Annotated in this window: 19 protein-coding genes; 13 read left to right on the forward strand and 6 right to left on the reverse strand. The window is 33.2% G+C overall.

What is annotated here, in order from left to right; genetic code table 11:
- Positions 1-63: 63 nt before the first annotated feature.
- From DN389_RS13485 to DN389_RS13515, 7 genes are all read left to right on the forward strand, one after another.
- Positions 64-996 carry an AAA family ATPase gene (locus tag DN389_RS13485; protein WP_098190433.1) on the forward strand — a complete coding sequence of 311 codons (933 nt, stop codon included), beginning with the start codon at positions 64-66 and terminating at the stop codon, positions 994-996.
- Positions 993-2,102 (forward strand): DUF58 domain-containing protein, encoded by a 1,110-nt coding sequence (locus tag DN389_RS13490; protein WP_098802483.1) that lies wholly within the window; start codon positions 993-995, stop codon positions 2,100-2,102. Before DN389_RS13485 ends, DN389_RS13490 begins: the two co-directional genes overlap by 4 nt.
- Positions 2,103-2,117: 15 nt before the next feature.
- Complete coding sequence (locus tag DN389_RS13495) at positions 2,118-2,843, forward strand: hypothetical protein (RefSeq protein WP_098802482.1); 726 nt, start codon at positions 2,118-2,120, stop codon at positions 2,841-2,843.
- Between the two features lie 258 nt (positions 2,844-3,101).
- A complete protein-coding gene (locus DN389_RS13500; RefSeq protein ID WP_088092436.1) occupies positions 3,102-3,608 on the forward strand; it encodes a DUF3902 family protein in 507 nt (168 codons plus the stop codon).
- Between the two features lie 203 nt (positions 3,609-3,811).
- Positions 3,812-4,978 carry a serine hydrolase domain-containing protein gene (locus DN389_RS13505; protein ID WP_088080974.1) on the forward strand — a complete coding sequence of 389 codons (1,167 nt, stop codon included), beginning with the start codon at positions 3,812-3,814 and terminating at the stop codon, positions 4,976-4,978.
- A 297-nt stretch (positions 4,979-5,275) separates the two neighbouring features.
- Positions 5,276-7,030, forward strand: a complete 1,755-nt coding sequence (locus tag DN389_RS13510; protein WP_149237254.1) for an adenine deaminase C-terminal domain-containing protein — start codon at positions 5,276-5,278, stop codon at positions 7,028-7,030.
- A gap of 112 nt (positions 7,031-7,142) precedes the next feature.
- Positions 7,143-7,670: a hypothetical protein gene (locus DN389_RS13515; RefSeq protein WP_149237255.1), complete on the forward strand. Its 528-nt coding sequence runs from the start codon at positions 7,143-7,145 to the stop codon at positions 7,668-7,670.
- 126 nt (positions 7,671-7,796) lie between these two features.
- Here DN389_RS13515 and DN389_RS13520 read toward each other — a convergent pair whose 3' ends face one another.
- Positions 7,797-9,176 carry a catalase gene (locus tag DN389_RS13520; RefSeq protein ID WP_149237256.1) on the reverse strand — a complete coding sequence of 460 codons (1,380 nt, stop codon included), beginning with the start codon at positions 9,174-9,176 and terminating at the stop codon, positions 7,797-7,799.
- A gap of 259 nt (positions 9,177-9,435) precedes the next feature.
- Between DN389_RS13520 and DN389_RS13525 the strand changes: the two genes are divergently transcribed.
- The 5 genes from DN389_RS13525 to DN389_RS13545 all read left to right on the forward strand — a co-directional run bounded on the left by DN389_RS13525 (position 9,436) and on the right by DN389_RS13545 (position 16,898).
- A complete protein-coding gene (locus DN389_RS13525; protein WP_149237257.1) occupies positions 9,436-10,653 on the forward strand; it encodes an aspartate aminotransferase family protein in 1,218 nt (405 codons plus the stop codon).
- 296 nt (positions 10,654-10,949) lie between these two features.
- Complete coding sequence (locus DN389_RS13530; RefSeq protein WP_149237258.1) at positions 10,950-11,972, forward strand: hypothetical protein; 1,023 nt, start codon at positions 10,950-10,952, stop codon at positions 11,970-11,972.
- Positions 11,973-12,195: 223 nt separating this feature from the next.
- On the forward strand, positions 12,196-13,713 hold the full coding sequence (locus tag DN389_RS13535) for a glycosyltransferase family 2 protein (protein ID WP_149237259.1): 1,518 nt from the start codon (positions 12,196-12,198) through the stop codon (positions 13,711-13,713).
- Between the two features lie 52 nt (positions 13,714-13,765).
- The gene (locus DN389_RS13540; RefSeq protein WP_149237347.1) at positions 13,766-16,087 is read left to right on the forward strand and encodes a bifunctional glycosyltransferase/dipeptidyl aminopeptidase/acylaminoacyl peptidase; all 2,322 of its coding nucleotides are present in this window, start codon (positions 13,766-13,768) and stop codon (positions 16,085-16,087) included.
- Between the two features lie 568 nt (positions 16,088-16,655).
- Positions 16,656-16,898 (forward strand): hypothetical protein, encoded by a 243-nt coding sequence (locus DN389_RS13545; protein ID WP_000752473.1) that lies wholly within the window; start codon positions 16,656-16,658, stop codon positions 16,896-16,898.
- 154 nt (positions 16,899-17,052) lie between these two features.
- On the opposite strand, the gene DN389_RS13550 is transcribed toward DN389_RS13545, so the two are convergent.
- Positions 17,053-18,537, reverse strand: coding sequence for a glycosyltransferase (locus DN389_RS13550; protein ID WP_149237260.1), 1,485 nt, complete (start codon positions 18,535-18,537; stop codon positions 17,053-17,055).
- An 87-nt stretch (positions 18,538-18,624) separates the two neighbouring features.
- On the reverse strand, positions 18,625-18,885 hold the full coding sequence (locus DN389_RS13555; RefSeq protein WP_000889750.1) for a hypothetical protein: 261 nt from the start codon (positions 18,883-18,885) through the stop codon (positions 18,625-18,627).
- 403 nt (positions 18,886-19,288) lie between these two features.
- Here DN389_RS13555 and DN389_RS13560 point away from each other — a divergent pair, with 403 nt between their 5' ends.
- The gene (locus DN389_RS13560; protein WP_088123013.1) at positions 19,289-20,746 is read left to right on the forward strand and encodes an MFS transporter; all 1,458 of its coding nucleotides are present in this window, start codon (positions 19,289-19,291) and stop codon (positions 20,744-20,746) included.
- A gap of 58 nt (positions 20,747-20,804) precedes the next feature.
- Here DN389_RS13560 and DN389_RS13565 read toward each other — a convergent pair whose 3' ends face one another.
- Genes DN389_RS13565 through DN389_RS13575 form a run of 3 tightly spaced genes read right to left on the reverse strand, consistent with a single transcriptional unit; the run spans position 20,805 to position 23,978 of the window.
- Positions 20,805-21,914, reverse strand: a complete 1,110-nt coding sequence (locus tag DN389_RS13565) for a DUF4018 domain-containing protein (RefSeq protein ID WP_149237261.1) — start codon at positions 21,912-21,914, stop codon at positions 20,805-20,807.
- Positions 21,889-23,052, reverse strand: a complete 1,164-nt coding sequence (locus DN389_RS13570; protein ID WP_149237262.1) for a DUF58 domain-containing protein — start codon at positions 23,050-23,052, stop codon at positions 21,889-21,891. Before DN389_RS13570 ends, DN389_RS13565 begins: the two co-directional genes overlap by 26 nt.
- Positions 23,049-23,978, reverse strand: a complete 930-nt coding sequence (locus DN389_RS13575; RefSeq protein ID WP_088122447.1) for an AAA family ATPase — start codon at positions 23,976-23,978, stop codon at positions 23,049-23,051. Before DN389_RS13575 ends, DN389_RS13570 begins: the two co-directional genes overlap by 4 nt.
- Between the last annotated feature and the right edge of the window lie 143 nt (positions 23,979-24,121).

The raw sequence follows: 24,121 nt of genomic DNA on the forward strand, positions 1-24,121 counted from the left end.
TGTTATAATTTGGAAAGTATATATTCTTAATTTTTAGAAAATTCAAAGGTGGTAGGTTACTATATGAGTACATTAAAGAAAATTACTAACAATATTTCGAAGGTTATTATAGGTAAGGATGAAGCGATTGAACTTGTAGCTATAGCTCTTATAGCAAGAGGACACATTTTATTAGAGGATGTACCGGGGACTGGAAAAACAACATTAGCGAAAAGTTTGGCTAAAAGTGTGGACGCTAAATTTCAAAGAATACAATTTACAGCGGATACTTTGCCTGGAGATGTTATCGGTCTCGAATATTTTGATGTGAAGGAATCCGAATTTAAAACGAGGTTAGGGCCTATTTTTGCCAATATAGTAGTAGTGGATGAAATAAATCGTGCTGTACCGAGAACGCAATCTTCGTTACTGGAAGTGATGGAAGAACGTACTGTGACTATTGCGAAACAGACTCATTCATTACCAGAACCTTTTTTAGTTATAGCAACGCAAAATCCACTCGAATCAGCGGGCACATTTCCGTTACCTGATGCTCAGTTAGATCGATTTTTACTTACAATACGCCAAGGATATCCTACGAGAGAAGCTGAAAAGGAAATGATGAATCGGTTTCAAATGAATGATCCGTTAGAAACGTTACATTCTATTATTTCAAGTGAAGAAATTATTACGGTGCAAAAGCGTGCAAGAGAAGTGTTAGTAGGAAATGATGTGCAAGATTATCTACTTGAAATTATTGAGACAACGCGTAAACATGAGTTAATTGAAATTGGTGTAAGTCCGCGTGGGACGTTGGCATTTATGAGAGCAATTCAAGCACGGGCAATATTAAATGAAAGAGAGTATTGTACGCCAGATGATATTAAGACGCTTGCTGCATCCGTTTGCGCTCATCGTTTAACGTTAACGATTGAGGGGGAGATGAAAACGACGAAAGAACAAATCATGAAAGAAATTCTTCATACAATTAATGTACCAGTGGAGAATGTACAATGAATCAACAACTTGTGTATACACCGTTAGCGGAGCCTTTCGTAATTGGAGTTATGTCAGTTGTAGCCGTTATTTTATGTGTATTTTCAAGTAATCTACTGTTTTTATCTCTCGTATTTTTGTATGTAATTTTAATAGGTGCTATGCATGTATATATACGTAAAGTATCTCGTGTTGAATGGGAATATAGCCAAGGAAATTCAAACATTTTTATAGGTGAAACGAATGTGTGCAAAATGAAAATTTCAAACAAGTCGTTATTCCCTATTTTCAATATCGTATTTCGATTTAAATGTGAAAATAAGTTAACTTGGAATCATGATGAAATAAACAAAAATCATAGTACAGGTTCAAATTATTATATAAGTTTTAATATAAAAGGAAGAGATTCGGTTTCATTTGATTTGCAAGCTGTAGCTGTAAAAAGAGGAATTGCGAAATGGGAAGAAGTTGAAATTGTCATTACGGATCCTTTTGGATTCATAACGAACCATATAACGTATAAACAAGTTGAAACGCCGTCTTATTTAGTTTTACCAGCTGTTCCGAAAATACAAGTTCCTGAATTGCAAGAATGGTCACGAGGGTTTCGAAAAGCGATGTCATCACCCTTATATGATGAAACGAAAGTAATGGGAGTGAAGTCGTATGAAAATGAAGATTTTCGTTCTATCCACTGGAGTGCGACAGCGAAAACAGGGGTGATAACTGCGAAAAAGTACGAGCGAACACAATCAGATAAATATGCGATATATCTCAACTTGCAAAATAAAAGTGGCATTTCTTTGAGAAATGATACAGAGGAACTAATTGAATTAACGGCAGGCATATGTAAACAATTGCTCATACAAAACTGTTCATTTGAAGTATGGATCAATAGCGTAAAAGATAATGGATTATTGCATATAAAGAACGGTCATAATCGGAAACATTTGCAAAATGTATTAAAAGTACTTGCCTCAATATCGGACCAAGATACGCCTGTATCTTCTACTTATTTTTACACAGCAGGTTTTCGTCGTAAAGAATTGGATGCAGTTCCTTTAATTCTTGGTACTTCCCCAAGGAAATACAGCAGAACGAATAAATGGGTTGTAATTAAAGAATAAGAAGGGGTTTATGTCATGGCTAATAAAGGGCGACATATGAAAGTGAAATTATGGAGTGTAAGAGCTTTAATCATACTTTTTTTTACGATTAGTGCAATAACTTTATCACAAGGTGTAGTGTATGTACAAGATATAGTAAAAGAGCGTTTTTTTAGTGAAAAGAAACCTGAAAAAATTTATAAGGAAACGATAGACACCGAAAAGGTTGAAGATTATGGAACACCTTTGGAAGAGGAAAAAGTGGGAGATAATGGTGAAAGAACAACAACGGGTAAAAAATTTAAAGGATTCGAAAAGAAAAGTTCATGGGGAGACATATTCTCTGTTCTTTCAAATGCATGGATTAGTGTCGTTTTTTATGTAATTATTGCAGTGGTTATTCTATATGCTTTTTATAAATTAATGAGGAAAAAGGTAATGAAGTCAGAAATAGAACAGGATAAAAAATCGATAACAAAAGAAAATACGGATAGAACCGAAAAGAACAAGAAAGTGAAGCATCAGTTTGAACAGCCGTTACCTAAAGATACGATAAGGAAAACGTTAGTTGAATGGGAAAGGGCTTTACCATTTCACGAACAGAGAAGGTCCTATGAAACGATGCAACAATGGTTAACGAGAATTTGTAGAACGAGAGATATTATTCCGATATATGAGTCTGTCCGTTATGGAGAAAAGACGTATACAGAGTTAGATATAGAGGAGACTGTACGATGGACAGAGCGAGACGGGAAAGGGTGACGTTAATATAAGTAAATAAAATTAACTGTAAATTAATTTTATTTACTTATATTTAATTATATGATAATGTATACTTACTTTTTTATATCGATACCAATGGAAAAGGGTTGCCTTAGTAGAGTATTGTTCGTTACATTTTTCGTGAGGTTATCTTCATTTTATCAATATAGAATGAAAAAGAGATAAAACAATTACGAGTAGCATGTAAATAATAAGTTATTATTTATTTTTAAATTTTTGTAAGGGTGTGAAAATAGAATGAAACCGGTATTGAAAAACATACTCCTTTCCTTTATTTTTTCTGCAGCAGGGATGTGTTGGTTTCTGTTTATGGTAGTTAGAGGTGGCGGAGACTGGTTATTGTCTTGGGTAGGTGTATTCATGGCATTTTTATCTTTATATACGTTAATAGATTTATATTGTAAGTATACATACGATAAAAAAACGAGTAAATTGTTTATCAAAGCAACAGTTACTACTTTTAGTTTTGCAGTATTGGGAATCACCTTTGGTATTGTACACGAGTTATTACAGCCATGGAGTCTCAGTTTAATGGTTTGGTATTGGTCGTTAGTGTTACTTTTATTTGTAACGACCATAATATTATTAGTTTTTGTAGTATTTGTTAATCGTAAAAATTATAATATTCCTGGGACATATAGAATGCTTATACTGCTTAATCTATTTCTTACGTTAGGGCCAGTACTATGGCCACTACTTCTTACTATTATCGGAAATGGTATGAACGCTAGTGCAGGATGGTAAAAGTTAATAGAGTGCTTAAAAGAACGTGTTTATAAATGAAACACGTTCTTTTTTTATTTCCATACATAATTTTTTCTCATCTGGTCGCCAAATTTTGAAAGTAAGTATTTCGTAAGGAATGGATAAGAAAAAAGAGAGTTTTATCATTTAGGATGAAAGTATAGCTTGAATCAATACGATATGAATAGAGGAGAGAAAGCCTTATGAAAAAATGTTATTCCCTTAAGTTAGCAAGTTTGACAGTTTTATTAGCGGGTACTACTTTATTCACACCAGGTTTTACTGTGAAAGCAGAGTCTACTCAAAATATTTCTAGTTCGTCAGAAGCACATGATCAAAAGAATCGGAATGGCTGGAAACAAGTAATGCAGGAAACGGTACAGCTTGGCACACCAGGTATATTAGCTAAGGCTTTTAACAACGGAAAAACTAGTAGCTACACTGCTGGCGTGGCGGATTTAAGTACAAAGAAATCGATGAAATCGGATTATCGTTTTCGAATTGGTAGTGTGACCAAGACTTTTACTGCTACGACTGTTCTTCAATTAGTAGGAGAAAATCGTGTGCAACTTGACGATCCAATTGAAAAGTGGCTACCAGGTCTCATTCAAGGAAATGGGTATGATGGCAATCAAATTACGATACGTCAACTTTTGAATCATACGAGTGGTATAGCTGAATACTTAAAATCAAAAGACGCTGACATAATGAATTCGAAGAAAACGTATGCAGCAGAAGAAATAGTAAAGATAGGACTTGCTCTACCTCCAGATTTTTCGCCAGGTAAAGGTTGGTCGTATTCAAACACAGGATACGTAATACTAGGAATGATAATTGAAAAAATAACTGGTAATAGTTATGCAGAAGAAATCGAAAAGCGCATTATTGAGCCTTTGGACTTATCAAATACGTTTTTACCAGGTAATTCACCCGTCATCCCAGGAAAGAATCATGCTCGAGGGTATATGAAAATTGACGAAACAAGTGAATTGAAAGACATGACGTATTATAATCCGAGTTTAGCTAATTCAGCGGGAGATATGATTTCAGATGCGGACGATTTAAATAAGTTCTTTTCATCTTTACTTGGTGGCAAGTTACTAAAGGAAACTCAGCTAAAAGAAATGTTGACAACAGTTCCTACAGAAAGAGAAGACATTGGTCATGGATATGGTCTTGGGATCTATGAAACTAAACTTCCAAACGGTGCATCAGTTTGGGGGCATACAGGAGGAATTCCTGGATTTACTACTTTTGCTGGTGGAGTAATGGGTGGCAAACATACATTGGCTGTCAGTACTAATTCTTTAGGTGTGATTGATATTGGTACACAGTTTAATAAAATGATGCAAATTGAATTTAAGAAATAGATGAATAGAATGTGAATAGGCTCCTGCTTTAAAGGACAGTATTAGCATTCCTAGAATGACATCAAGTGTATTTCAATCGTATAGTTTAGTATAAAAAAGGATGTCGGTTACACGACATCCTTTTTATTGTTGATCAAAGAGGTGTGTTTTTAATTCTGAAAATTGTTATTTTTATAATCATTCCATATAATGAAGGGTATAGGGGTTATACAGGGGAGTTATGAATGGATAATACTTTAGTTTGTTAATTATTTTTATTTTAATAAATAATAGTAACTAGATGTGGAGTGAAATTCATTGGGAGAAAATCAGTTTAGATGGAGTAACAAGCAATTAAGAGAACATGTTGAAGTAATAGACGGCACAAGAAGTCCACACATTTTATTGAAAAATGCAACTTATTTAAATTCTTATATGCGCGAGTGGATGACAGCGCACATTTGGATATATAATGATCGAATTGTATACGTAGGGGAGCAGCAGCCAGGGCAATTAACGGAGTGTGAAGTTGTTGATTGCGAAGGAAAGTATGTCGTACCCGGTTACATAGAACCCCATGCACATCCATATCAATTATATAACCCTGAAACTTTAGCGAATCATGCGATGCAATTTGGGACAACGACATTTATTAATGATAATTTAACTTTATTTTTCACATTACAACGTGAAGAAGCATTTCGTTTATTAGATGAATTTGAGAAGGTTCCAGCAAGTATGTATTGTTGGTGTCGTTTTGATGGACAAACTGAATTGCAAAATGGGGAATCTTTATTTAATCGTGAAGAAATAATAGAGTGGCTAAAGCATAAAGCAGTTCTTCAAGGCGGTGAGCTAACAGCGTGGCCAAAGTTATTACATGGCGATGATGAAATGTTACATTGGGTGCAGGAAACGAAACGATTACATAAAAAAGTAGAAGGACATTTTCCAGGAGCATCTGAAACGACTTTAGCAAAGTTAAAACTGTTAGGTACAGATTGTGATCATGAGGCGATGACAGGACAGGAAGCTTTTGCTCGTCTTATGCAAGGTTACACGGTTTCCCTAAGAAATTCTTCAATCCGTCCAGATTTAGAAGTGTTACTGAAAGAATTGCTGGAACTAGGAGTAAAGCAGTTTGATAGATTTATTCTTACGACAGACGGCTCACATCCTTCGTTCTATGAAAATGGAATGACAAATGTAATGATAGCTACCGCGATAAAACAAGGAGTGCCAATAATAGATGCTTATCATATGGCAAGCTATAATATTGCTCGCTATTATAATATGGAACATGTACATGGTTCAATTGCGACAGGTAGAATTGCTAATATGAATATTTTGGAAAGTAAAGAAAACCCGGTTCCAATAAGTGTAATAGCAAAAGGGAAATGGGTGAAGCGTGACGGAATAAACAAAAATGAATCAGTTCAAATAGACTGGAGTAAATTTAAAGTAACTCCATTATTATTAGACTGGTCCATAGAAAAAGAAGATATGATTTTTTCTCATAAAATGGGTATACAATTATTAAATAACGTTATAACAAAACCATACACGACTGAAACTGATTTAAACCGTGATGAACTTTCTCTAAATCATGATGAGTGTTTTCTCATGATGATTGCTCGTGATGGTACTTGGCGAGTGAATACAGTTGTAAAGGGGTTTGCGAAAGAACTAGGTGGTCTTGCTAGCTCTTATTCTGGTACCGGTGACATCATTCTTATTGGGAAGAATAAAGATGATATGCTTACAGCTTTTCATAGAGTAAAAGAGCTGGGCGGGGGAATGGTAATAGCTGAAAGGAATGAAGTATTACATGAAATAGAATTACCATTGCTCGGGATTATGTCTAATTTAAAAATGAGTGATTTAATACAGGAAGAGAAACAAATGGTGAAACTACTTCAAGAGCGTGGCTACGCGTATGACGATCCGGCATTTACCATTTTATTCTTTTCTGCGACGCACTTGCCTTTTATACGGGTAACGCCTATAGGACTATATGACGTAAAAAGTAGTAAGGTAATTGCTTCACCGGTGAATTTGATAAAGAAATGTTAATATGAAAGGCTCTATAAAAGTCCAATCTATAGGGCCTTTCACATTGTTAGCATAAGAATATTGTGAGCCTCAAATAATATAGTATCTAAATAACTTGAGGTGAAACGTAAGTATGAAAAAAATATTGTATATTTTAACTGTATTTATATTATGTGTATCTATTCAACAAGTTGTACATTCTCAAACAGATGCACCAGAGCTATCTTCTGATTGTCTTGAAAAAAGGAAAATTCGAGATGACAAGCATGTGAAGAATATAATAAGTGATATTAAATCCACATTTAATTTAAATATTGATGAACATAGTTTTTGGGAAGTAAGTAAAAGAAATCTGGAGGCTGCCCATTTGATGTATGGTGGAAAGGAAAATGATTCTCATTATAATTCGCTAACTAAAATTTATGATAGTGGTGGATTTAGTGAGCAGCCTAGCTTATTTGTGAGTGCGCAAGAAGCATTTTTACTTTATAAAGAAAAAGATACTATCAATGTAATGAAACGCCTAAAACTAGATATTGAAAAAGGGGAATGGATCGTTATAGAAACAAAAAAGAAGAAAGGGAAAAAAGTGAAATTCAAGCCGTTGCAATGTGAAAAAGATTATTTAAAAAAGAGAAATGAGTACCATAATGTAAAATGAAATTACGGAAATTTTGAAGGGGAAAAATTCCGTTAAGAATTGTAAATGAAGCGGTAGAAATTACTAGTAATTTCACCATAAAAAAAACGTCATTTTTTATTTTTAAAATGACGTTTTTTTATATACTTAAAGCTTTTGCATTGCACTTTCAATCCTCTTTACCAAATCAGCAGACACTTTATGAAAATATCCTAAAACGACCTTTCTAATATCATCAGAGATAACTTTCAAATCACTAGCTAAGTTTTTAGCAAGATGTTCTTTTTCTATCGGTTTTAACTTCGTATAAAATTCAGTAGGCTGCGTAAAGTCATCCTGTTTCGTAATAGAAGTTCTTTCAAGTTTACCTTCAACGTATCTTCCGTCACCGCTCGTTATTTGATTAGCAGGTGTCCAATTTTGCTGTTGGTTAATCGTTAATTTGCGGAACTCAGGTCCAATTCTTCTTCTTTGAGAATCACTATAAATGTTAGCTCGCCCTTGCAACATTTTATCATCTGATAGTTCTGCACCGTCTAGTAAATTAGAAGGGGAGAAGGCGACTTTTTCTACTTCTTCCATATAATTTTCTGGATTTTTATTTAATACCATTTTGCCTATTGGTATAAGAGGATACACCTTTTCATCCCATACTTTTGTATCGTCTAAAGGGTCATAAGAAAGATGGGCTTCATCTTTCGGGTCCATGAGCTGGACATATAATCCGTATTCCACTGGTTTACCATTTGCGATTGCATCATATAAATCTTTCCCGCTATAATCAGGGTTTTCAGCAGCCAGTTTAATTGCTTCCTCACTAGTAATGAATTGTACACCTTCAAAGGGGTACCAATGATACTTTACATACTTTCGATTACCTTCTGCATTTCTCCATACATATGTATTAACACTATGTCCTGGGATGTGGCGAAGACTTTTGGTTGTACCAGCATCAGAGTATAAATGGACAACGAAATGAATGGATTCAGGTGCGCTAGCGACAAAGCTCCAAAATCTATTAGGATCTATTAAGTTATTTATAGGTGAAGGTAACAACGCTTGAATCGTTTCAGGGAAACGCATCGGATCACGAACAGAAAAGACAGGAATGTGATTACATAAAAGATCGAAAATGCCTTCTTCTGTATAAAACTTTGTAGAAAAACCGCGTACATTTCTAGAAGTGTCAGGTGTTCCTTTCGTACTAACAGCTAAAGAAAATCGAACCATAACAGGAACTTTCTCATTAGAATGTTGTAGAAAACTTAACTTTGTATGTTCTGACATCGGATAGATCGTTTGAAAATAACCGAACGCACCAAATCCTTTTACATGAACAGGTCTTTCTAAAATTTTTTCGTGAATAAATTCTTGTAACGTCTCGTGAAGTACACTATCTTGCTCTAGAGCCGGTCCACGTGAACCAACTGTTTGTGAATGAAGTATAGCTTGTTCATTACGTTCTCCATATTCATTAAAGTCATTCCCTAGTAAAGATTGCCCCTGTTTATCATAGTTTTCATCCATCTATATAGCCTCCAAATCTTTTTTGTCCATTGTTACTAAATATGATTTCATAGCCTTGATTATGTATGACACGCAAAGTCCAAAATGGTAACAGACCGCTAGATGAAAAAAATGCACATGTAGTGGACCTGTTGAAATAGAAGAAATTATGGAAAAATGAATATCGGGAAGAAAATTACTATTAAAATATTAATCTTAAAAATGAATTTATAGAGAATGAACATAAATAAACAGGGAAAATAACTAGGAGGAATTTAAAATGTCGGATTGGTTTCAATTAGATAAAGAATATATGATGCCTACTTACTGTCGTACGAAGGTTGCGATAGAAAGAGGAGAAGGGTGCAAGCTTTATGATGTGGATGGTAAAGAGTATGTAGATTTATTTTCTGGTGTCGGAGTGAATGTATTAGGATACAATCACCCGAAAATCGTGCAAATGACAATGGAACAAGTTACGAAATCGTTGCATCTTCCATTTCATTTTTTAAATCCAGTTGCGATTGAGTATGCAAAGAAATTAGTTGACTGCTCTTTAAAAAACGGAAAGGTCTTTTTTACAAACTCTGGTACGGAAGCGACAGAAACGACATTAAAATTAATTGATAAATATAGAGCTAATACGGGTGTAGAACGTGAAGGAATCGTAGTGCTGAAAAATAGTTTCCACGGACGTACGTTAGGAGCACTTCATTTTACGAGACAAGAAAGTGTATATCAAAATTTTCCTAAAACATCGATTCCGGTATATGAAGTAGAGCGTGAGAATATAGAGCAATTAGAAGAAACAATCGTTAAAGAAAATCCAATTGCGATTATGCTAGAGCCTGTATTAGGAAGCGGGGGGATATACCCTTTATCAAGTGAATATTTACATGGTGTTCAAAACCTATGTGATAAATATAATGTTATTCTTATCGTTGATGAAGTTCAAAGTGGTATGGGGAGAACTGGTAAACTATTTGCTTATCAAAATTTCAATATTACTCCGGATATTATTCAAATTGGTAAGGGAGCAGGAGGCGGGATACCGCTTGGCGGAATTATTGTAGGTGAAAAGTTATGTGATGTGTTTGCACCAGGAGATCACGGCACAACGTTTGCTCATTCTTCAATGGGAACCGCTTTAGGGTTAACGGTATTAAACACATTGATTGACGATGGTTTAATGCAAGAAGCGTATGAAACGTCACACTATCTAAATGATAAATTGCAAGAAATTCAGAAAGAAAATTCTTATTATATTCAGGAAGTACGCCATGCTGGTATGATGTTTGGAATTAGTTTGAATGATACGAATGAAAATGTAAAGAAATTACAGGTAGAGCTAATGGAGAAAGGGATTTTAGTTGATGTAACACAAGGGAACATCATTCGTTTACTTCCGCCATATATAATTACTAAAGAAGAAATTGATGCATTTATTACGCAATTTATTTCTTGTGTGGATAAAGTTGCTGCTGTAGTAAGTGCTTAAAAGTTAAAAGCAATATTTTATATAAAGTGCACTCTAATTGTTAGAAATATTTTTACAATTGGGGTGCATTTTTTATTGTTGAATTTTGTAAAATATAGTTGTTGGTAAATGATAACGAAAAAAATAGAAGGAATTTCATTATATTTGATACATGATTGAATGATATTTTACTGTTGAAGAAAAGAGAAAGTAAATATAAAGATAGTAGATAAAACGAGTGGTACTAACAACGAGTGATAGAACGTTTTGAAAATAATAGCATACGAATATATAAATAATAAGAATGAGGTGATATATTGGAAAATAATGATATTCAATTTACTTCTTTACAAATGAGAACGGATAAATATGGTTGGGCTAGTATTCAATATACAAATAAAAAGCAAGCCATCTTATATACTCGAAATGGAGGAGTAGAATGGGATGTTGTTAATCCTCTAAATTCAATTGTATTATTTGCATATCCAATAAACGCTCGAAGCTCTTGGGCATATGGTTTAACAAAAACGAATGACGATCTATTGCCAGCTATATTTTATACAGTTAATAGAGGGGAAAGATGGAGTGAGTTTATTTTACCGGTTGAAGAAGAGTGGGAGAAATCGACTGATGTTCAAGTGCAATTGCATGCTACGAATATGGATAGTATATGGATTGTATTATCTAGAAAGCTTGCATCAAATAAATTTGAACATAATTTATACTATTTGAAAACGAAAGGGAAAGCTTGGAAAGTAATAAAAAATATAAGTATTAGTGATAGTATTTCAGGGATAACATTTATAAACGATTTAGTCGGATTTATTTCATTACAAAAACAATATGAAACATCAACGGTATTTAAAACAATAAATGGTGGGGAAAGTTGGCAAGCTATAAAAGATATTCCAAGTCTTGAAGGGATTAATACTGGGACTGCTATGGCTTATAAAGCAATCTATAAAAATAAACTATTAGTAATACCAACTAAAATGAATGATGATAAATTTTTAATGAATTACTCATTTGATAAGGGGAATTCGTGGCATATTTCAAATAAAACAATAAATACTAGTAAAGTGGCTGTTTCTTTTTTTAGTTCCTATTATGGCTGGGTTATAAATAGTGAAAATGGAAGTGTATATCAAATAATAAAAAAAGGATCAAAATGGATCAAAGTATCAAGTAATCCATTGATAAAAAATGTATTTTGTTTGCATTTTTTTAATCGGCGTAAAGGTTGGGCGTGTAATAAAAAAGAAATATTTAATACAAAAGATCGCGGTATAACATGGAAAAAGGTAGTATATAAAATTAATAATATTGATAAATTAGTTTAAAAGAGTCCTAAAGAAATTAGGGCTTTTTTTGTTTTTAAATGGGGATTGTTGTAACACACAATGATAAGAGGAAGGAAGCGAGTGTAGAACTTATATTTTCAAAAATAGACGGTTGTTTTTACACAGTATAATTCACTTTTGAATATGTTAATAAAGTAGCAAATTCATAGGAAATGGTAATACTTAATATTTTATGTCACATGATGTGTAAAGGGGGCGTGTAATGAAATCGTTAACGGTTATTATTTTGTATAGTGAAAGAGAGCAAATATTAGAAGAGTCAATTCAATCTATATGGAAGCTAAATCCTCTTGAAATTATAATTTTCGTTCCTAACGATAGAAGTAATTTGTATGAAATAGCAAAGAAACATAAATGTCATATTGTTTTGATGGATAAATATAGTACGTATTATGATGGGTATGAAGCTTCTGTAAAGGCAGCTAAAGGAGATGTATTGTTATTTGTAGATAGTAATTTTTTATTATCTTCAAATGAAATGAAGAATTTTATTGAGCCAGTTGTTACAAATCAGGCTGATGTAGTATTAAACAAAATAGATAAATTTATAGAAGTTGGTAAATGTCCAAATACGGATATTGTTTGGAGAAAAATGTTAAATGAAATTTTAAGTCGACCAGATTTAAAAAGCAATTCAATACTTTCATTACCATATGCACTTACGAAAGAAGTAGTGGTAAATATCGGCTTTGATTATATAAAAGATATCGTTCTAGCTCATATGAACATAGTGAATCAAGGCTGGCGGATTAACGATCAATATGCAATAAAAATGTTATCTAGAGATGAAACGTTAGAAGAGGAAGGTTATTTAGCTAAAAAAGAATTGTCAGAAAATGAAAAGGAGAAAGTGGGAAAATATTTAATCGGTATTTCTAAATGGATAGAGAAAAAGGGAAAAAGAGTAGGGTTTACTGATGCAGGAAAAAGAAGAGATATTATTCAAAAGTTAGGTGAATGCAAGCGATATCCTTCTTATCATCGAGGATGGGGTATGAATTCATCAATTTATGATGGGAAGCAACTTTCTGTCATTATACCAGTGCAAAATGAAGAAGAAACTATAGAACAAGTAATACTTGAAGCAAGAAAAATAGAACCGCTAGAAATAATTGTCGTTGTAAATGGTTCAACAGATCATACAGCTGATATTGCTAAAAGACTTGGTGCCACTATTATTAAATATAACGAACGACTTGGTCATAATGTTGGACGTGCTATTGGAGCGCTTGAAGCTACAGGAGATATTCTTTTATTTATTGATGGTGATTTTAGTGTTTCAGGAAGTAATTTGCATCACTTTACAAAAGCAGTTTCAGCTGGTGTAGACATAGCATTAAATGATTTGAATCCGATGTTACATCCTCCGTTTTATGTTGTAGACGTCGTAAAATATATGCTTAATTTAGCATATAATCGTCCAGAATTAAGTAATGGCTCATTAGTAGCAATTCCACATGCTATGAGTAGATCATGTTTAGATGCAATAGGCTGGGAAAGTTTACTATGCCCTAGTCTTGCACAAGTAAAAGCTATATTACAAGGGTATAGAGTAGAATGTGTACATTACGTTGATGTTGTAAAACCGAATAGAATTCGTTTAATGGAGAATGTAAGTCACAATGGACATCCTCCAGCGGTATTAAGAATAATTGGTGATCACGTTGAAGCTCTCTCTTACTTAATAGAACATCTTGAAATAGATGGAAAGGGTGATTGAACTGTTAGACCAGTACAAAAAAATTAACATTTCATATGAAGAATTATGGCAAATGGATTTTCAAACTACAGAACCATTTATACTCAAGGTTGATTGGGATAAAGTAACGTATGAATTTTTAATTCGTATTAAGCCGGGTGCTTCTAACACTATTGTTTTTGGATCCGGAGCAGGTGGATTTCAAGAGCAGCCAATTGGTCCACCTATTTTTCATAGACATTCTTGGATGGAAGAGTTTGAAGATACTGTTATATATTATAATGATCCTACATTATATCTTGGGAAATTATCTTTAGGTTGGGGACAAGGGGAGTTAGATAGATTTTACTTACAAGATATAGCAAATATTTTAGAAATATTATTTACAAAGTTAAAAATTGATTCGAAAAATGTGTTGTTTTATGGCAGTTCCGGGGGAGGGTTTATGTCTTTAATTTTAGCTGGATTCGTTAAGGGCTCCACAGTTTTAATTAATAATCCTCAAACAAATTTATTAAAATGGATACCTGTACCAATAAATCTAGTTTTCGATTTGTCTTATCCAGGTTTATCAAGAGAAGAAGTTGAGGAGAAATTTGGCGAAAGAATTAATGTTGTGAAATTTTTTAATCACATTAAATATGTACCGAATATTTATTTTTTGCAAAATTTCGCGTGTGAATTTGATGTGCAAAATCATTTAATACCATTCATTTCTGAATTAGAACAACTGGATAAAGATACAGAAGTAAATCAAATTGTAATAGACTTATATTTCGATAAAAAAGCAGGGCATGCAGCGGTAGGTAAGAGTGAAACAATTGAATATATAAAAAAAGTAAAGCCTAATCAGACTGTAAAAAAAGAGCAAAAAGAAGTGGCACTGTCAGTCGTTATAGTTTTAGGAGAAGAAAAATCGAAATTGAATCAAATTTTAAACAAAGTGCACCATATAAAACCATTAGAAATTATCATTGTAGCTGATGATAGAATGAGTGCGATACAATCCATACCTACATTTGTTGAGAGTAACGTTGTTGTTATTGAAGAGAAAAATAAATGGAAAGCACCAGTTTATGGGGCGAAAATCGCTAATGGAGATGTAATTTTATTTTTAAATGGAGAAGATGTTATTTTTTCGGTAGAATTAGAACGATTTATAGAACCACTAATAAAAAAGGAACAGGATGTAATCTTGAATAACATAGACTCTGTATGTTTTGAAAAGATGAGAGTAGAATGGCCAAGCATTGCTATGGTGTATAGAAAAATAGTAAACGATGTATTGGGGCGTATGGATTTAAAATATGATTCGATGTTATCTATGCCATATGCTATTACTAAAAAAGCAATTGAAGACATTGGATATGATATCTTGCAGAACCCTATTCTGTCCCAAGTAACTCTTATTGAGAAAGGGTGGCGACTACAATCCTCGTCAGCCATCACTAACACCTCCTTGAATAATATACCCGCAAACAAAACCTCTTTCTATAAAAATGAATTAACTAAATTAGAAGTATGTGAGATTAAAGAGAATGTAAAAGCTTTGGAAAGTTGGTTACAACGAAAAGATGATAGAGGTAACTATACAGATGGAGGAAGAAAAAGAGAAATTATAGAGCAGCTAAAAAAACAAAAGAATTATTCGCGTTTCCATAAAGGGTGGGGTATGAATTCATCAATTTATAATGGAAAACAGTTATCAATTATTATACCGGCACAAAATGAAGAAGCGACAATTAAAGAAGTTATTCTTGAGGCAAGAAAAGTTGAACCGAAAGAAATAATTGTTGTCATTAATGGATCAACAGATCAGACAGAAGTAATCGCAAAACAATTAGGAGCAACAGTAATTGTTTATCAAGAAGCATTAGGACATGATGTAGGACGGGCAATTGGTGCACAAAAAGCCACAGGGGATATACTTCTCTTTAGTGATGCTGATTTTGCCATTCCAGCAAAAGACCTTCATCCGTTAACGCAGGCTGTTGCGGATGGTGTTGATATGGTTTTAAATGATTTAAGTTTAAATCTTAGATTTCCTCTATATATTGTAAATTTATATAAATATATGTTGAATATTGCTTGTAATCGTAAAGATTTAGGTGTGGGATCCACAATTGCTGTTCCCCACGCTATTAGTCGAAAATGTTTAGAGGGAATTGGCTGGGATACTCTTCATACAGCGTGTGTTGCGCAAGTAAAGGCAATATTAGAAGGATATAAAGTTGAATGTGTCCATTTTGTAGATGTAATGAAACCAAATCGTATTCGTCCAAATGAGCACTTTGCAACAGTAGGACATCCACCGGCTGTATTGAGAATTACTGGAGATCATGTAGAAGGGCTTTCTTATTTAATAAAGAATAGGGATTTTAAAGATTTATTTTAATTTGGAAGCTACTTTACTAATAAGCGTAGAATAGCAACGGATAGAGTATAAGTTGAGTATTGGAATGAAAACAAAATTTAAAGAAGTTACCATTTTGGTTCAGGTGTAAGTGAAAAGTAAAAACTTCTTAAAATACATGAAGAGGTTTTTACTTTTTTATTTTAACTTATTTTAAGTATATCAAGTAAAAAATAAATAAAGAAGTAACGATAAGTTCTATATAACTTAATATCAGATGCAAGTAAGGAGGGAATACCTTTTCTTACATCAATAAAAGGTGTTTTAATATGTATTTAGAAATTAAGGTCTATCCAAATGTTGGGGCAGAAATATCTCTAAGGTGTAATTATGAATTTTCATCTGATTTTAATGTAATACCATTTACCGCATGTATTTCTATTTCAGTAAAAGATGATCTGAATTTATTAATTAATTTATCTAGTTTAATAATAAATTAAATATATATAAAACTGATAAGAAAATAGCAGCTAATTTATAAAAATTAGTAGGAGAGTCGTGTCTAAATTCGATAAACTGCATATATTGTTAAAAGAAAGGAGGGAGAGTTATGGCATGTACTACGAATAATGTTTGTTTAGATGTGTGTCTTAAAATTACAATTACCCCTGGTAGTGGAATTGATGCAGAAGTGGATTGTGGGGGCACATGTGGGACAAGTCCTACAATTGTAATTAGTCCTAGTGGATCAATTGTTATTACTTTACCATTAGTTGCATGTTTCTCAATTGCACTAAAAGATGATTTAAGTGTTGAATCTTCATTAACAAGCCTCTCTTTTCAAACTTCTTAAGAAAATAAGAAATGAAAAGCCTGCCTTCTACTTTTCTTTTGAGCTGATGTAAAAATAAAAAAGATGGTTACAAACCATCTTTTTTATTCTGTCATATATTAAAAATGAGATAATATATTATTTAGTAGGCAGGATGTATAATTAAAAGCACTCTTTACCTCATTTTTTGTTCGATCAGGTAAGAAATTGCTTCTATATGATCACCAATGATTTGTTGTGTTGCTAATGAAAGGCAACCTTGCTCAGAGAAGTGTTTTTCAGGTCGAACACGATTCATTTTATCGACGTCGACAGAATGGACATTTTGCACATGAAAGCCTGCTAAAATTGTTTTAACTTGACTTAAGGTTGGTGAAAGAAGTGAATCAAACCCAATTGTATGAATGCATTTTCGACTCAAAGCATGAGGGACAGCAATTGTGGATCCCATACCTAAATCTTTCCGATTACATGCTAAGTTAATAGCATATTTACATGCGGTGACGATAGAATAGGGGAGACGATACATATAGTAGTAATCTAGTTTATTTAAAGCTAAGTCCGTGCCATTTTGAATAGATTGTACAAATGGTAATAAATCACAACTAGAAATTAAGAAATCTCCATCTATAAATAATAATATGTCACCTTTGGCAAAATAGGCACCAACAGCACGTCCCGTATCATTTCCAAGTGCTTCTTCGTAACTAATAACTGTTGCATCGCAATCCTTCGCCAATTCCTCTGTTTTATCTGTTGATCCATTAACAATAACGATAATTTCAAAAGGTTTTAATTTCTGCACCTCAAAAATGACAGATTCTATCGTTTTTTCTTCATTTTGAACAGGGATGATAACTGATAATTGTTTATCTCCATAAGTATTCGAATAAAACTCTTTACCTGTAATTATTTTTGGAGTGAATTTTTGTTCCCCGTTGTGAAGCCCTAAAATAATATCCCGCTTTCGATTATTATCGGTATAGTTTCCTCTTTGATCTCGCACTAGATTGATCCAATTTGCAATGGCTGCAAGATGATAATGAATGAGTTGAGTTGAAGGAAAAAAGGGAACTTGAGGGATAGAAATGTTTAATTGATCGCAAATCCGAAATTTATGTTCAATAATTTTCATTTGTGCCAATATTGGATTTGATAAACTATCTGAAGTAATTACCTCAAGTACTTCTTTTGTCATTGCATAGGGAGGAAATAATAAGGAGTTAACATTTAAATCTGGGCGATGAAAAAAATGATTCGTAACTTGCTGCCAAATCATTGCTATATTTGGCTGTTGTTTTTGATAGAAAAAATTATCTAAATTATTTAATATGACGTCAGCCGATTTTTTTAGTAATGGTTGAAGAAATTGTATAAGTGAGGAGGAGTGAATAATGTAATTTTCATCTAAAAATAAGAGGTACTCTCCCTTTGCTTTTTTTGCACCAATTACATAACAATTAGTAGATTCTATCGGCTCTTTTAGTGTAATAATTTCACAATTGTAAGATCGCGCAATATCAATAGAATCATCGACACTACTGATAATAGTAAGGATAATTTCAAAAGGTTGTAGTTGTTCACATGCTTTCAAAATTTTAGGTAAATTTTTTATTTTATGTTGTATGGGGATAATAATAGAAATTGAATTTTTACACATAAGCAGTCTCCTTTTTAATCAGAGGTAGTTGTTAATAAGATTAGATAAAAGAGGAGATATATTTTCTTCTTGTTATAAGCATAACAATCATTTAGTTTTATCAGACTCACAATTTTCTTTACTTGTATTAGAACCTTTATTTATTCCAGAAGCGAGTAAATTATTGAGAACGCTAAGGTCTAATTGCAGAGGGATGGAGTTTTCGGATGGAGTTTTCTCATTTTCTTTTTTTGTAGTTAATATAGTCTTTATATTTTTAATTTCTTTATATTGTTTTAAGGTAATGAAAAATCCAGAAATAATTAAGAGAAAAGAAACAGTAGTAAGTGAAAGTATTATTTCCAACATAAAATAGCCTCCTTTAAAACTATAATAATATTATAGTTGAATGTAATAAAACAGAATTCGAGCTAATGAGTTCACTTTTTAAATATATGCAAATCTTTAGTAAAAGTTACTGGTTTCTAAGTTATAGGAAGCAATTATAGAAACGTTATAAATATAAATAAATGAAAGGTTCATTTGTAGTGTAAAGGTATATATTATATAGCCTAAACTTCATTTTATAAAAAGTTAAATAGGGTGTAAATTTATACAAAAAGAGCATTTAATTGGACAAATAATTAATTATGTGAAATAATAATAACAGACAAGGAGACGTTGATTTTCCTTAAGTGCTTCGAATTAATTTTATTCAATAAGAGAAGGTGTGCTTAAAGAAGTTAAATTAAAAAAGGAGCTGATTTATTATATGCAACAAAATAATGATTTAAATTTTGAACCTCAAGACGTTAATATTGTCAATTCTAAACAAGCCAGGAAAGCAGTAGTTGCTACTGGTATAGGGAATGCAATGGAGTGGTTTGACTTCGGATTATACGCGTATTTAGCGGTTATTTTAAGTCAATTATTCTTCTCAGGTGTTGATAATAGTGGATTGCAACTTGTACTTACATTTGGTACATTTGCAGCAGCCTTTCTCGTTCGACCAATCGGAGGTGTATTCTTTGGTAGAATAGGAGATAAGTACGGCCGAAAAATCGTGTTAAGTACTACTATTATTTTAATGGCACTTTCTACATTATTCATCGCATTACTACCAACCTATGAACAAATTGGTGTATGGGCACCAATACTACTTTTAGTTGCCCGAATGATTCAAGGCTTCTCTACAGGCGGCGAATATTCAGGAGCAATGGTTTATATCGCAGAATCTTCTCCAGATAAAAAGCGTGGTATACTCGGTAGTGGTCTTGAAATTGGAACACTCTCAGGTTACATTGCTGCATCGGTAATTGTTACCATTTTGACGTTATTGTTAACAGATGAGCAAATGCTCAGCTGGGGCTGGCGTATTCCTTTCTTAATAGCTGCACCAATTGGTTTGGTCGGTTTATATTTACGCCGTCATTTAGATGAATCTCCCATCTTTGAAGAGATGGAAAAAGCACAAGAGGAATCTGAAGACAACGAACAATTTTCATTTATGGATATATTAAAATATCACAAAAAAGACTTCTTATTAAGCACAGTAATTGTCGCCTTCTTTAATATTACGAATTATATGATTCTTTCGTATATTCCTTCTTATCTAACTCAAGTACTTAAAGTCAAAGAAACAACTGGCTTATTAATTATTTCAATTACGATGGCACTTATGATTCCACTTGCATTATATTTCGGTAAATTAAGTGATAAAATTGGTAATAAACGTGTCGTGCAAATTGGTTTACTTGGTTTAACTGTATTTGCAATTCCAGCATTTTTATTAATAGGTAACGGACATATTGCTGCTATATTTGCAGGTATTTTCATTTTAGGATTCTTCCTAAGTGTATATGAAGGAACGCTACCTTCATTATTACCATCACTATTTTTCACTGATGTACGTTATCGAGCACTTTCGATCTCATTTAATATTTCTGTATCAATATTCGGTGGAACAACACCGCTCGTATGTTCATACTTAGTTCATGCTACTGGTAACCCGCTTGCACCAGCATTTTATTTAGCAGGTGTAAGTATTATTGGTTTAGTCGCATTTAGTGTATTATTCGTTACAACTTCAGGACGTGCGCTAAAAGGCTCATATCCTACAGTAGAAACGAAAAAAGAAGCACACCAAATCGCTAAAGAAGACCCTGAAGAAACACTTTGGTGGCATGAAGAGTCGTTAGAAATTGAAGCAGGGAAGAATGCTTCAATTTAACAAGTAACGTGGAAGTATAAAAAGACTCCTATGAAAAAATAGGAGTCTTTTTGTTGTGTTATTTCTTTCTTTTCTTCAAACGCTTCTGATATGCATAGAGTTTTTGAATCTCTTCCTTAAATTCATGTAACAGTACGGTGTTTTCATCATTTGAATAACGCACTGTATTATAAGCATCTATAACAATATGACTCTCAATATTTACATCTTCTTCACTATTTATTCGTCCTAACCATGCTTCAACAGTTTCTCCTCGTTTTCTATTTAAAGGAGGAGTTAACTTACTTTCAAGTTTGAAAATTTCTTTTCGAATTTCGTTATGTGGCGGTTTGTTTTGTTTCAAACGTTTTTGGCTCATACCTTCTTTATCAGTAATGATAGTAGATTCGAAGGCAGGCATATTTGGTAAACTGAATTGTTTTCGTTTTTTTATTATTTTCCAAACGACGTAAATAGCAATGGTTGTACAGACTATTATTGTAATGCTATTTATAAGTGTTGGATCAAAAGCACGATGTCCAAATTCATCTTTAATTTGAGGATCTTTTAAATTCCCTTTATTCGACCAAAAATCGTCAGTTTCTTTTGATTCAGCTGCCGAAAATAACGGATTAATGGCGTATCCAAATCCTAAAGCAACTACTTGTACGACATAAGAAAAAAGAAGCCGAATGTATGGGAAAATAGGAATAAGGAATGCACTAATTATTCCAATCGTAATAAGAGAAGCGAAACGTAATAACTGTTGATTACGGTTTATCCCGGTTAACCAAAATGTAATCATAATGTGTAAAACTAAAAGTAATAGTTTCCACAAAGGTGGAAAGGGTGCATAAAATATGGCTGAAATACTAAACCAAACTATGCCGCCTAACGATTTTTGAACTGGATATCCAGGCCCGACTATATGTACGATAAAGAAGAAAAGCGGTAACATAATTGTGCCAAGCAGAGAGAAAGGGAGAAAGATAGAACAACCAATTATTTGAGTCATTAACAGTATGACAAAACCTGTTGTTTTTTTCTTCATTAGTTTATGAATAAGAAATACTCCAATATAGCCTGTTGCTAAAAATATAACAATGCCGATGAGTTCATCTCTTTCCGTTAATAACGAAAGGAGGAGCAGCAGAATAAAGTCATTAACGTGATAAAGCCAAGTTTTCAAGCTTTTCCACCATCCCTTCGTTAGTAATGAGAAACGTAGGCTGAGAGAGAAGAGGGAGTTCATTTCTCTGTAAACCAATGTATATCATTGTAGACGATCGTTCTCTTTTTCTCGTTACATAATGAAGAAATCCTTGTTTCGGAAGTAAAGTACTATCATCTGAAATACGCGCTAATTCCTCTAAAGATATTCCGTAATGTGTTTGCCCTTCGTTTAATGGTAAGTGCAGAGGACCACCTTCAGCTAATACACTAATAAATAGTTCAAACGGTATTTGATGCTTCGTTGCGTATTGACAAATGTATGTTGCAAATGAAATAAGGTCTTCTATATTATCTTTCCAACCAAACCCGCGATCAGCAGCTAATGAAAGACAAATCGTCCAACTATAATTTTTTACAGGTTCATATTGCTTCGCCTGTAATTCTTGCATTTTAGCAGATGCTTTCCAATGAATAGAACGGAAAGACTCACGTTCATATCGTTTAACACCGATAATAGATGTTTCATCATTGTAAAAAGAAAAATTCGTTCGATAAGATCCGGTTAAAAGTTGCTGTAGTTCTTGTAAGCCTGCTACTTCTTTAGGAGAAGGGTACACAATAATTTCAGTCCGTAATTTATCAAAAATAGGCAAATGTACAGTTAAAAGATGAAAAGGATCTTTCAAGACACATTCGAACTGTTCAATTTGAAACACACCACGTTTCGTTGCGGTTAATGTTAAATCCCACTTTTGCGCCGAATGAGCAGGTTGTGAAAACGGGAAAGAGAATAGTGTTTTTGATATTTGTTCAATTCCTTGATCTTTTTGTGGTAGTAGGGACGGATTTAAATGGAAATAACAAACGCCGTTAACGAGTGGTATATTTGCTCCGTTTTTTAAATGAATAAAAAATTGCCCAGATTCATTAGGAAAAAGCCGAGTAGTTTGTTTCTCATTTATAACTTCAAATTTCTTCTCTATGTAAGCTACATATTTATAAATAAAAATCGCAAATAAATAGTAGAAGAAAAAGAAAAACATAATGATTCGTTGTGGCATAAAAAATGTGAATAGTATAGCACCTGGCACACTTAATTGAATAATATGAAGTTGGAAAAATAAAGGTACAGTTACAACACGCTGTCCATTCATGTTTGTTCAATCTCCACTGGTACGTCAACTTCTTTTAGAATCCTTTGTATAATTTCATTTTTTGTCGTGCGTAATGCCCCTTCCATTGATAAGACGATACGATGATTCCAAACAGAAGGAACTAAAAATTGTATATCTTCAGGAGTGCAATATTCTCTGTCGCGTAAAAAGGCTAGTGCTTGAACTGCGCGTACTAAAGCTAATGTGGCACGCGGGCTTACACCATTAGCAATGTAATCATGATTTCTTGTAGCGTGAGCAAGTTTAATAATGTAATGTTCTAACGGTTCTGATACGAAAATTTCTTTTACTCGTTTCTGTGCTTCTAAAATATCATCTAAAGAAATAACAGATGTGACACTTTCTAGTGGTACATCGCTACGGAAACGACGCATCATTTTTAACTCATCTTCAGGATCCGGATAACCAATTGAAATTGTCATTAAAAAACGATCAAGCTGTGCATCTGGTAGAGGAAACGTTCCTTGTGATTCAATTGGATTTTGCGTCGCAATAACAAAGAACGGTTTCGGAAGAGGAGTAGATTGCTTTTCAAGCGTTACTTGTCGTTCTTCCATCGATTCTAATAAACTAGACTGTGTTCTAGGCATAGCGCGGTTAATTTCATCCGCAAGCAAAATATTAGTCATAACGGGCCCAAGTCTTAATTCGAATTCACTCGTTTTCGGATTGAAATATTCAATACCTGTTACATCACTCGGAAGTACATCCGGTGTAAATTGGACACGAGAAAAATTACCACCAATACTTTTAGAAAGTGTTTTCGCAAGTAACGTTTTCCCCGTACCAGGCACATCCTCAAGCAGTACATGTCCATCAGCAAGCAATGAAACGAGTAATAGATCAATAACATTTCCTTTACCTACAAAAACCGATCCTATGTTTTCTTTCAATTTATTTATCATATGTATCATTCCTTTCAAAATATAAACGGATATTTCTATATTTTAACAATTCATTCAGAAAATTGATACTATTTTTAAATTCAAAGAAATAAATATACAAGTATTAAATTATACTTGCATATTTTAGAATGTAGTTATACAAT

Source organism: Bacillus sp. AY3-1, from assembly GCF_008368785.1.
In the GTDB taxonomy this organism is placed as follows: Bacteria; Bacillota; Bacilli; order Bacillales; family Bacillaceae_G; genus Bacillus_A; species Bacillus_A wiedmannii.

What these genes read in the sequence shown, in the direction of transcription:
- DN389_RS13495 (WP_098802482.1), top strand. Translation starts at nt 2,118, where the DNA reads ATGGCTAATAAAGGGCGACATATGAAAGTGAAATTATGGAGTGTAAGA.
- DN389_RS13500 (WP_088092436.1), top strand. Translation starts at nt 3,102, where the DNA reads ATGAAACCGGTATTGAAAAACATACTCCTTTCCTTTATTTTTTCTGCA.
- DN389_RS13490 (WP_098802483.1), top strand. Translation starts at nt 993, where the DNA reads ATGAATCAACAACTTGTGTATACACCGTTAGCGGAGCCTTTCGTAATT.
- DN389_RS13505 (WP_088080974.1), top strand. Translation starts at nt 3,812, where the DNA reads ATGAAAAAATGTTATTCCCTTAAGTTAGCAAGTTTGACAGTTTTATTA.
- DN389_RS13575 (WP_088122447.1), bottom strand. Translation starts at nt 23,978, where the DNA reads ATGATAAATAAATTGAAAGAAAACATAGGATCGGTTTTTGTAGGTAAA.
- DN389_RS13515 (WP_149237255.1), top strand. Translation starts at nt 7,143, where the DNA reads ATGAAAAAAATATTGTATATTTTAACTGTATTTATATTATGTGTATCT.
- DN389_RS13520 (WP_149237256.1), bottom strand. Translation starts at nt 9,176, where the DNA reads ATGGATGAAAACTATGATAAACAGGGGCAATCTTTACTAGGGAATGAC.
- DN389_RS13525 (WP_149237257.1), top strand. Translation starts at nt 9,436, where the DNA reads ATGTCGGATTGGTTTCAATTAGATAAAGAATATATGATGCCTACTTAC.
- DN389_RS13560 (WP_088123013.1), top strand. Translation starts at nt 19,289, where the DNA reads ATGCAACAAAATAATGATTTAAATTTTGAACCTCAAGACGTTAATATT.
- DN389_RS13540 (WP_149237347.1), top strand. Translation starts at nt 13,766, where the DNA reads ATGGATTTTCAAACTACAGAACCATTTATACTCAAGGTTGATTGGGAT.
- DN389_RS13535 (WP_149237259.1), top strand. Translation starts at nt 12,196, where the DNA reads ATGAAATCGTTAACGGTTATTATTTTGTATAGTGAAAGAGAGCAAATA.
- DN389_RS13550 (WP_149237260.1), bottom strand. Translation starts at nt 18,537, where the DNA reads ATGTGTAAAAATTCAATTTCTATTATTATCCCCATACAACATAAAATA.
- DN389_RS13545 (WP_000752473.1), top strand. Translation starts at nt 16,656, where the DNA reads ATGGCATGTACTACGAATAATGTTTGTTTAGATGTGTGTCTTAAAATT.
- DN389_RS13485 (WP_098190433.1), top strand. Translation starts at nt 64, where the DNA reads ATGAGTACATTAAAGAAAATTACTAACAATATTTCGAAGGTTATTATA.
- DN389_RS13555 (WP_000889750.1), bottom strand. Translation starts at nt 18,885, where the DNA reads ATGTTGGAAATAATACTTTCACTTACTACTGTTTCTTTTCTCTTAATT.
- DN389_RS13570 (WP_149237262.1), bottom strand. Translation starts at nt 23,052, where the DNA reads ATGAATGGACAGCGTGTTGTAACTGTACCTTTATTTTTCCAACTTCAT.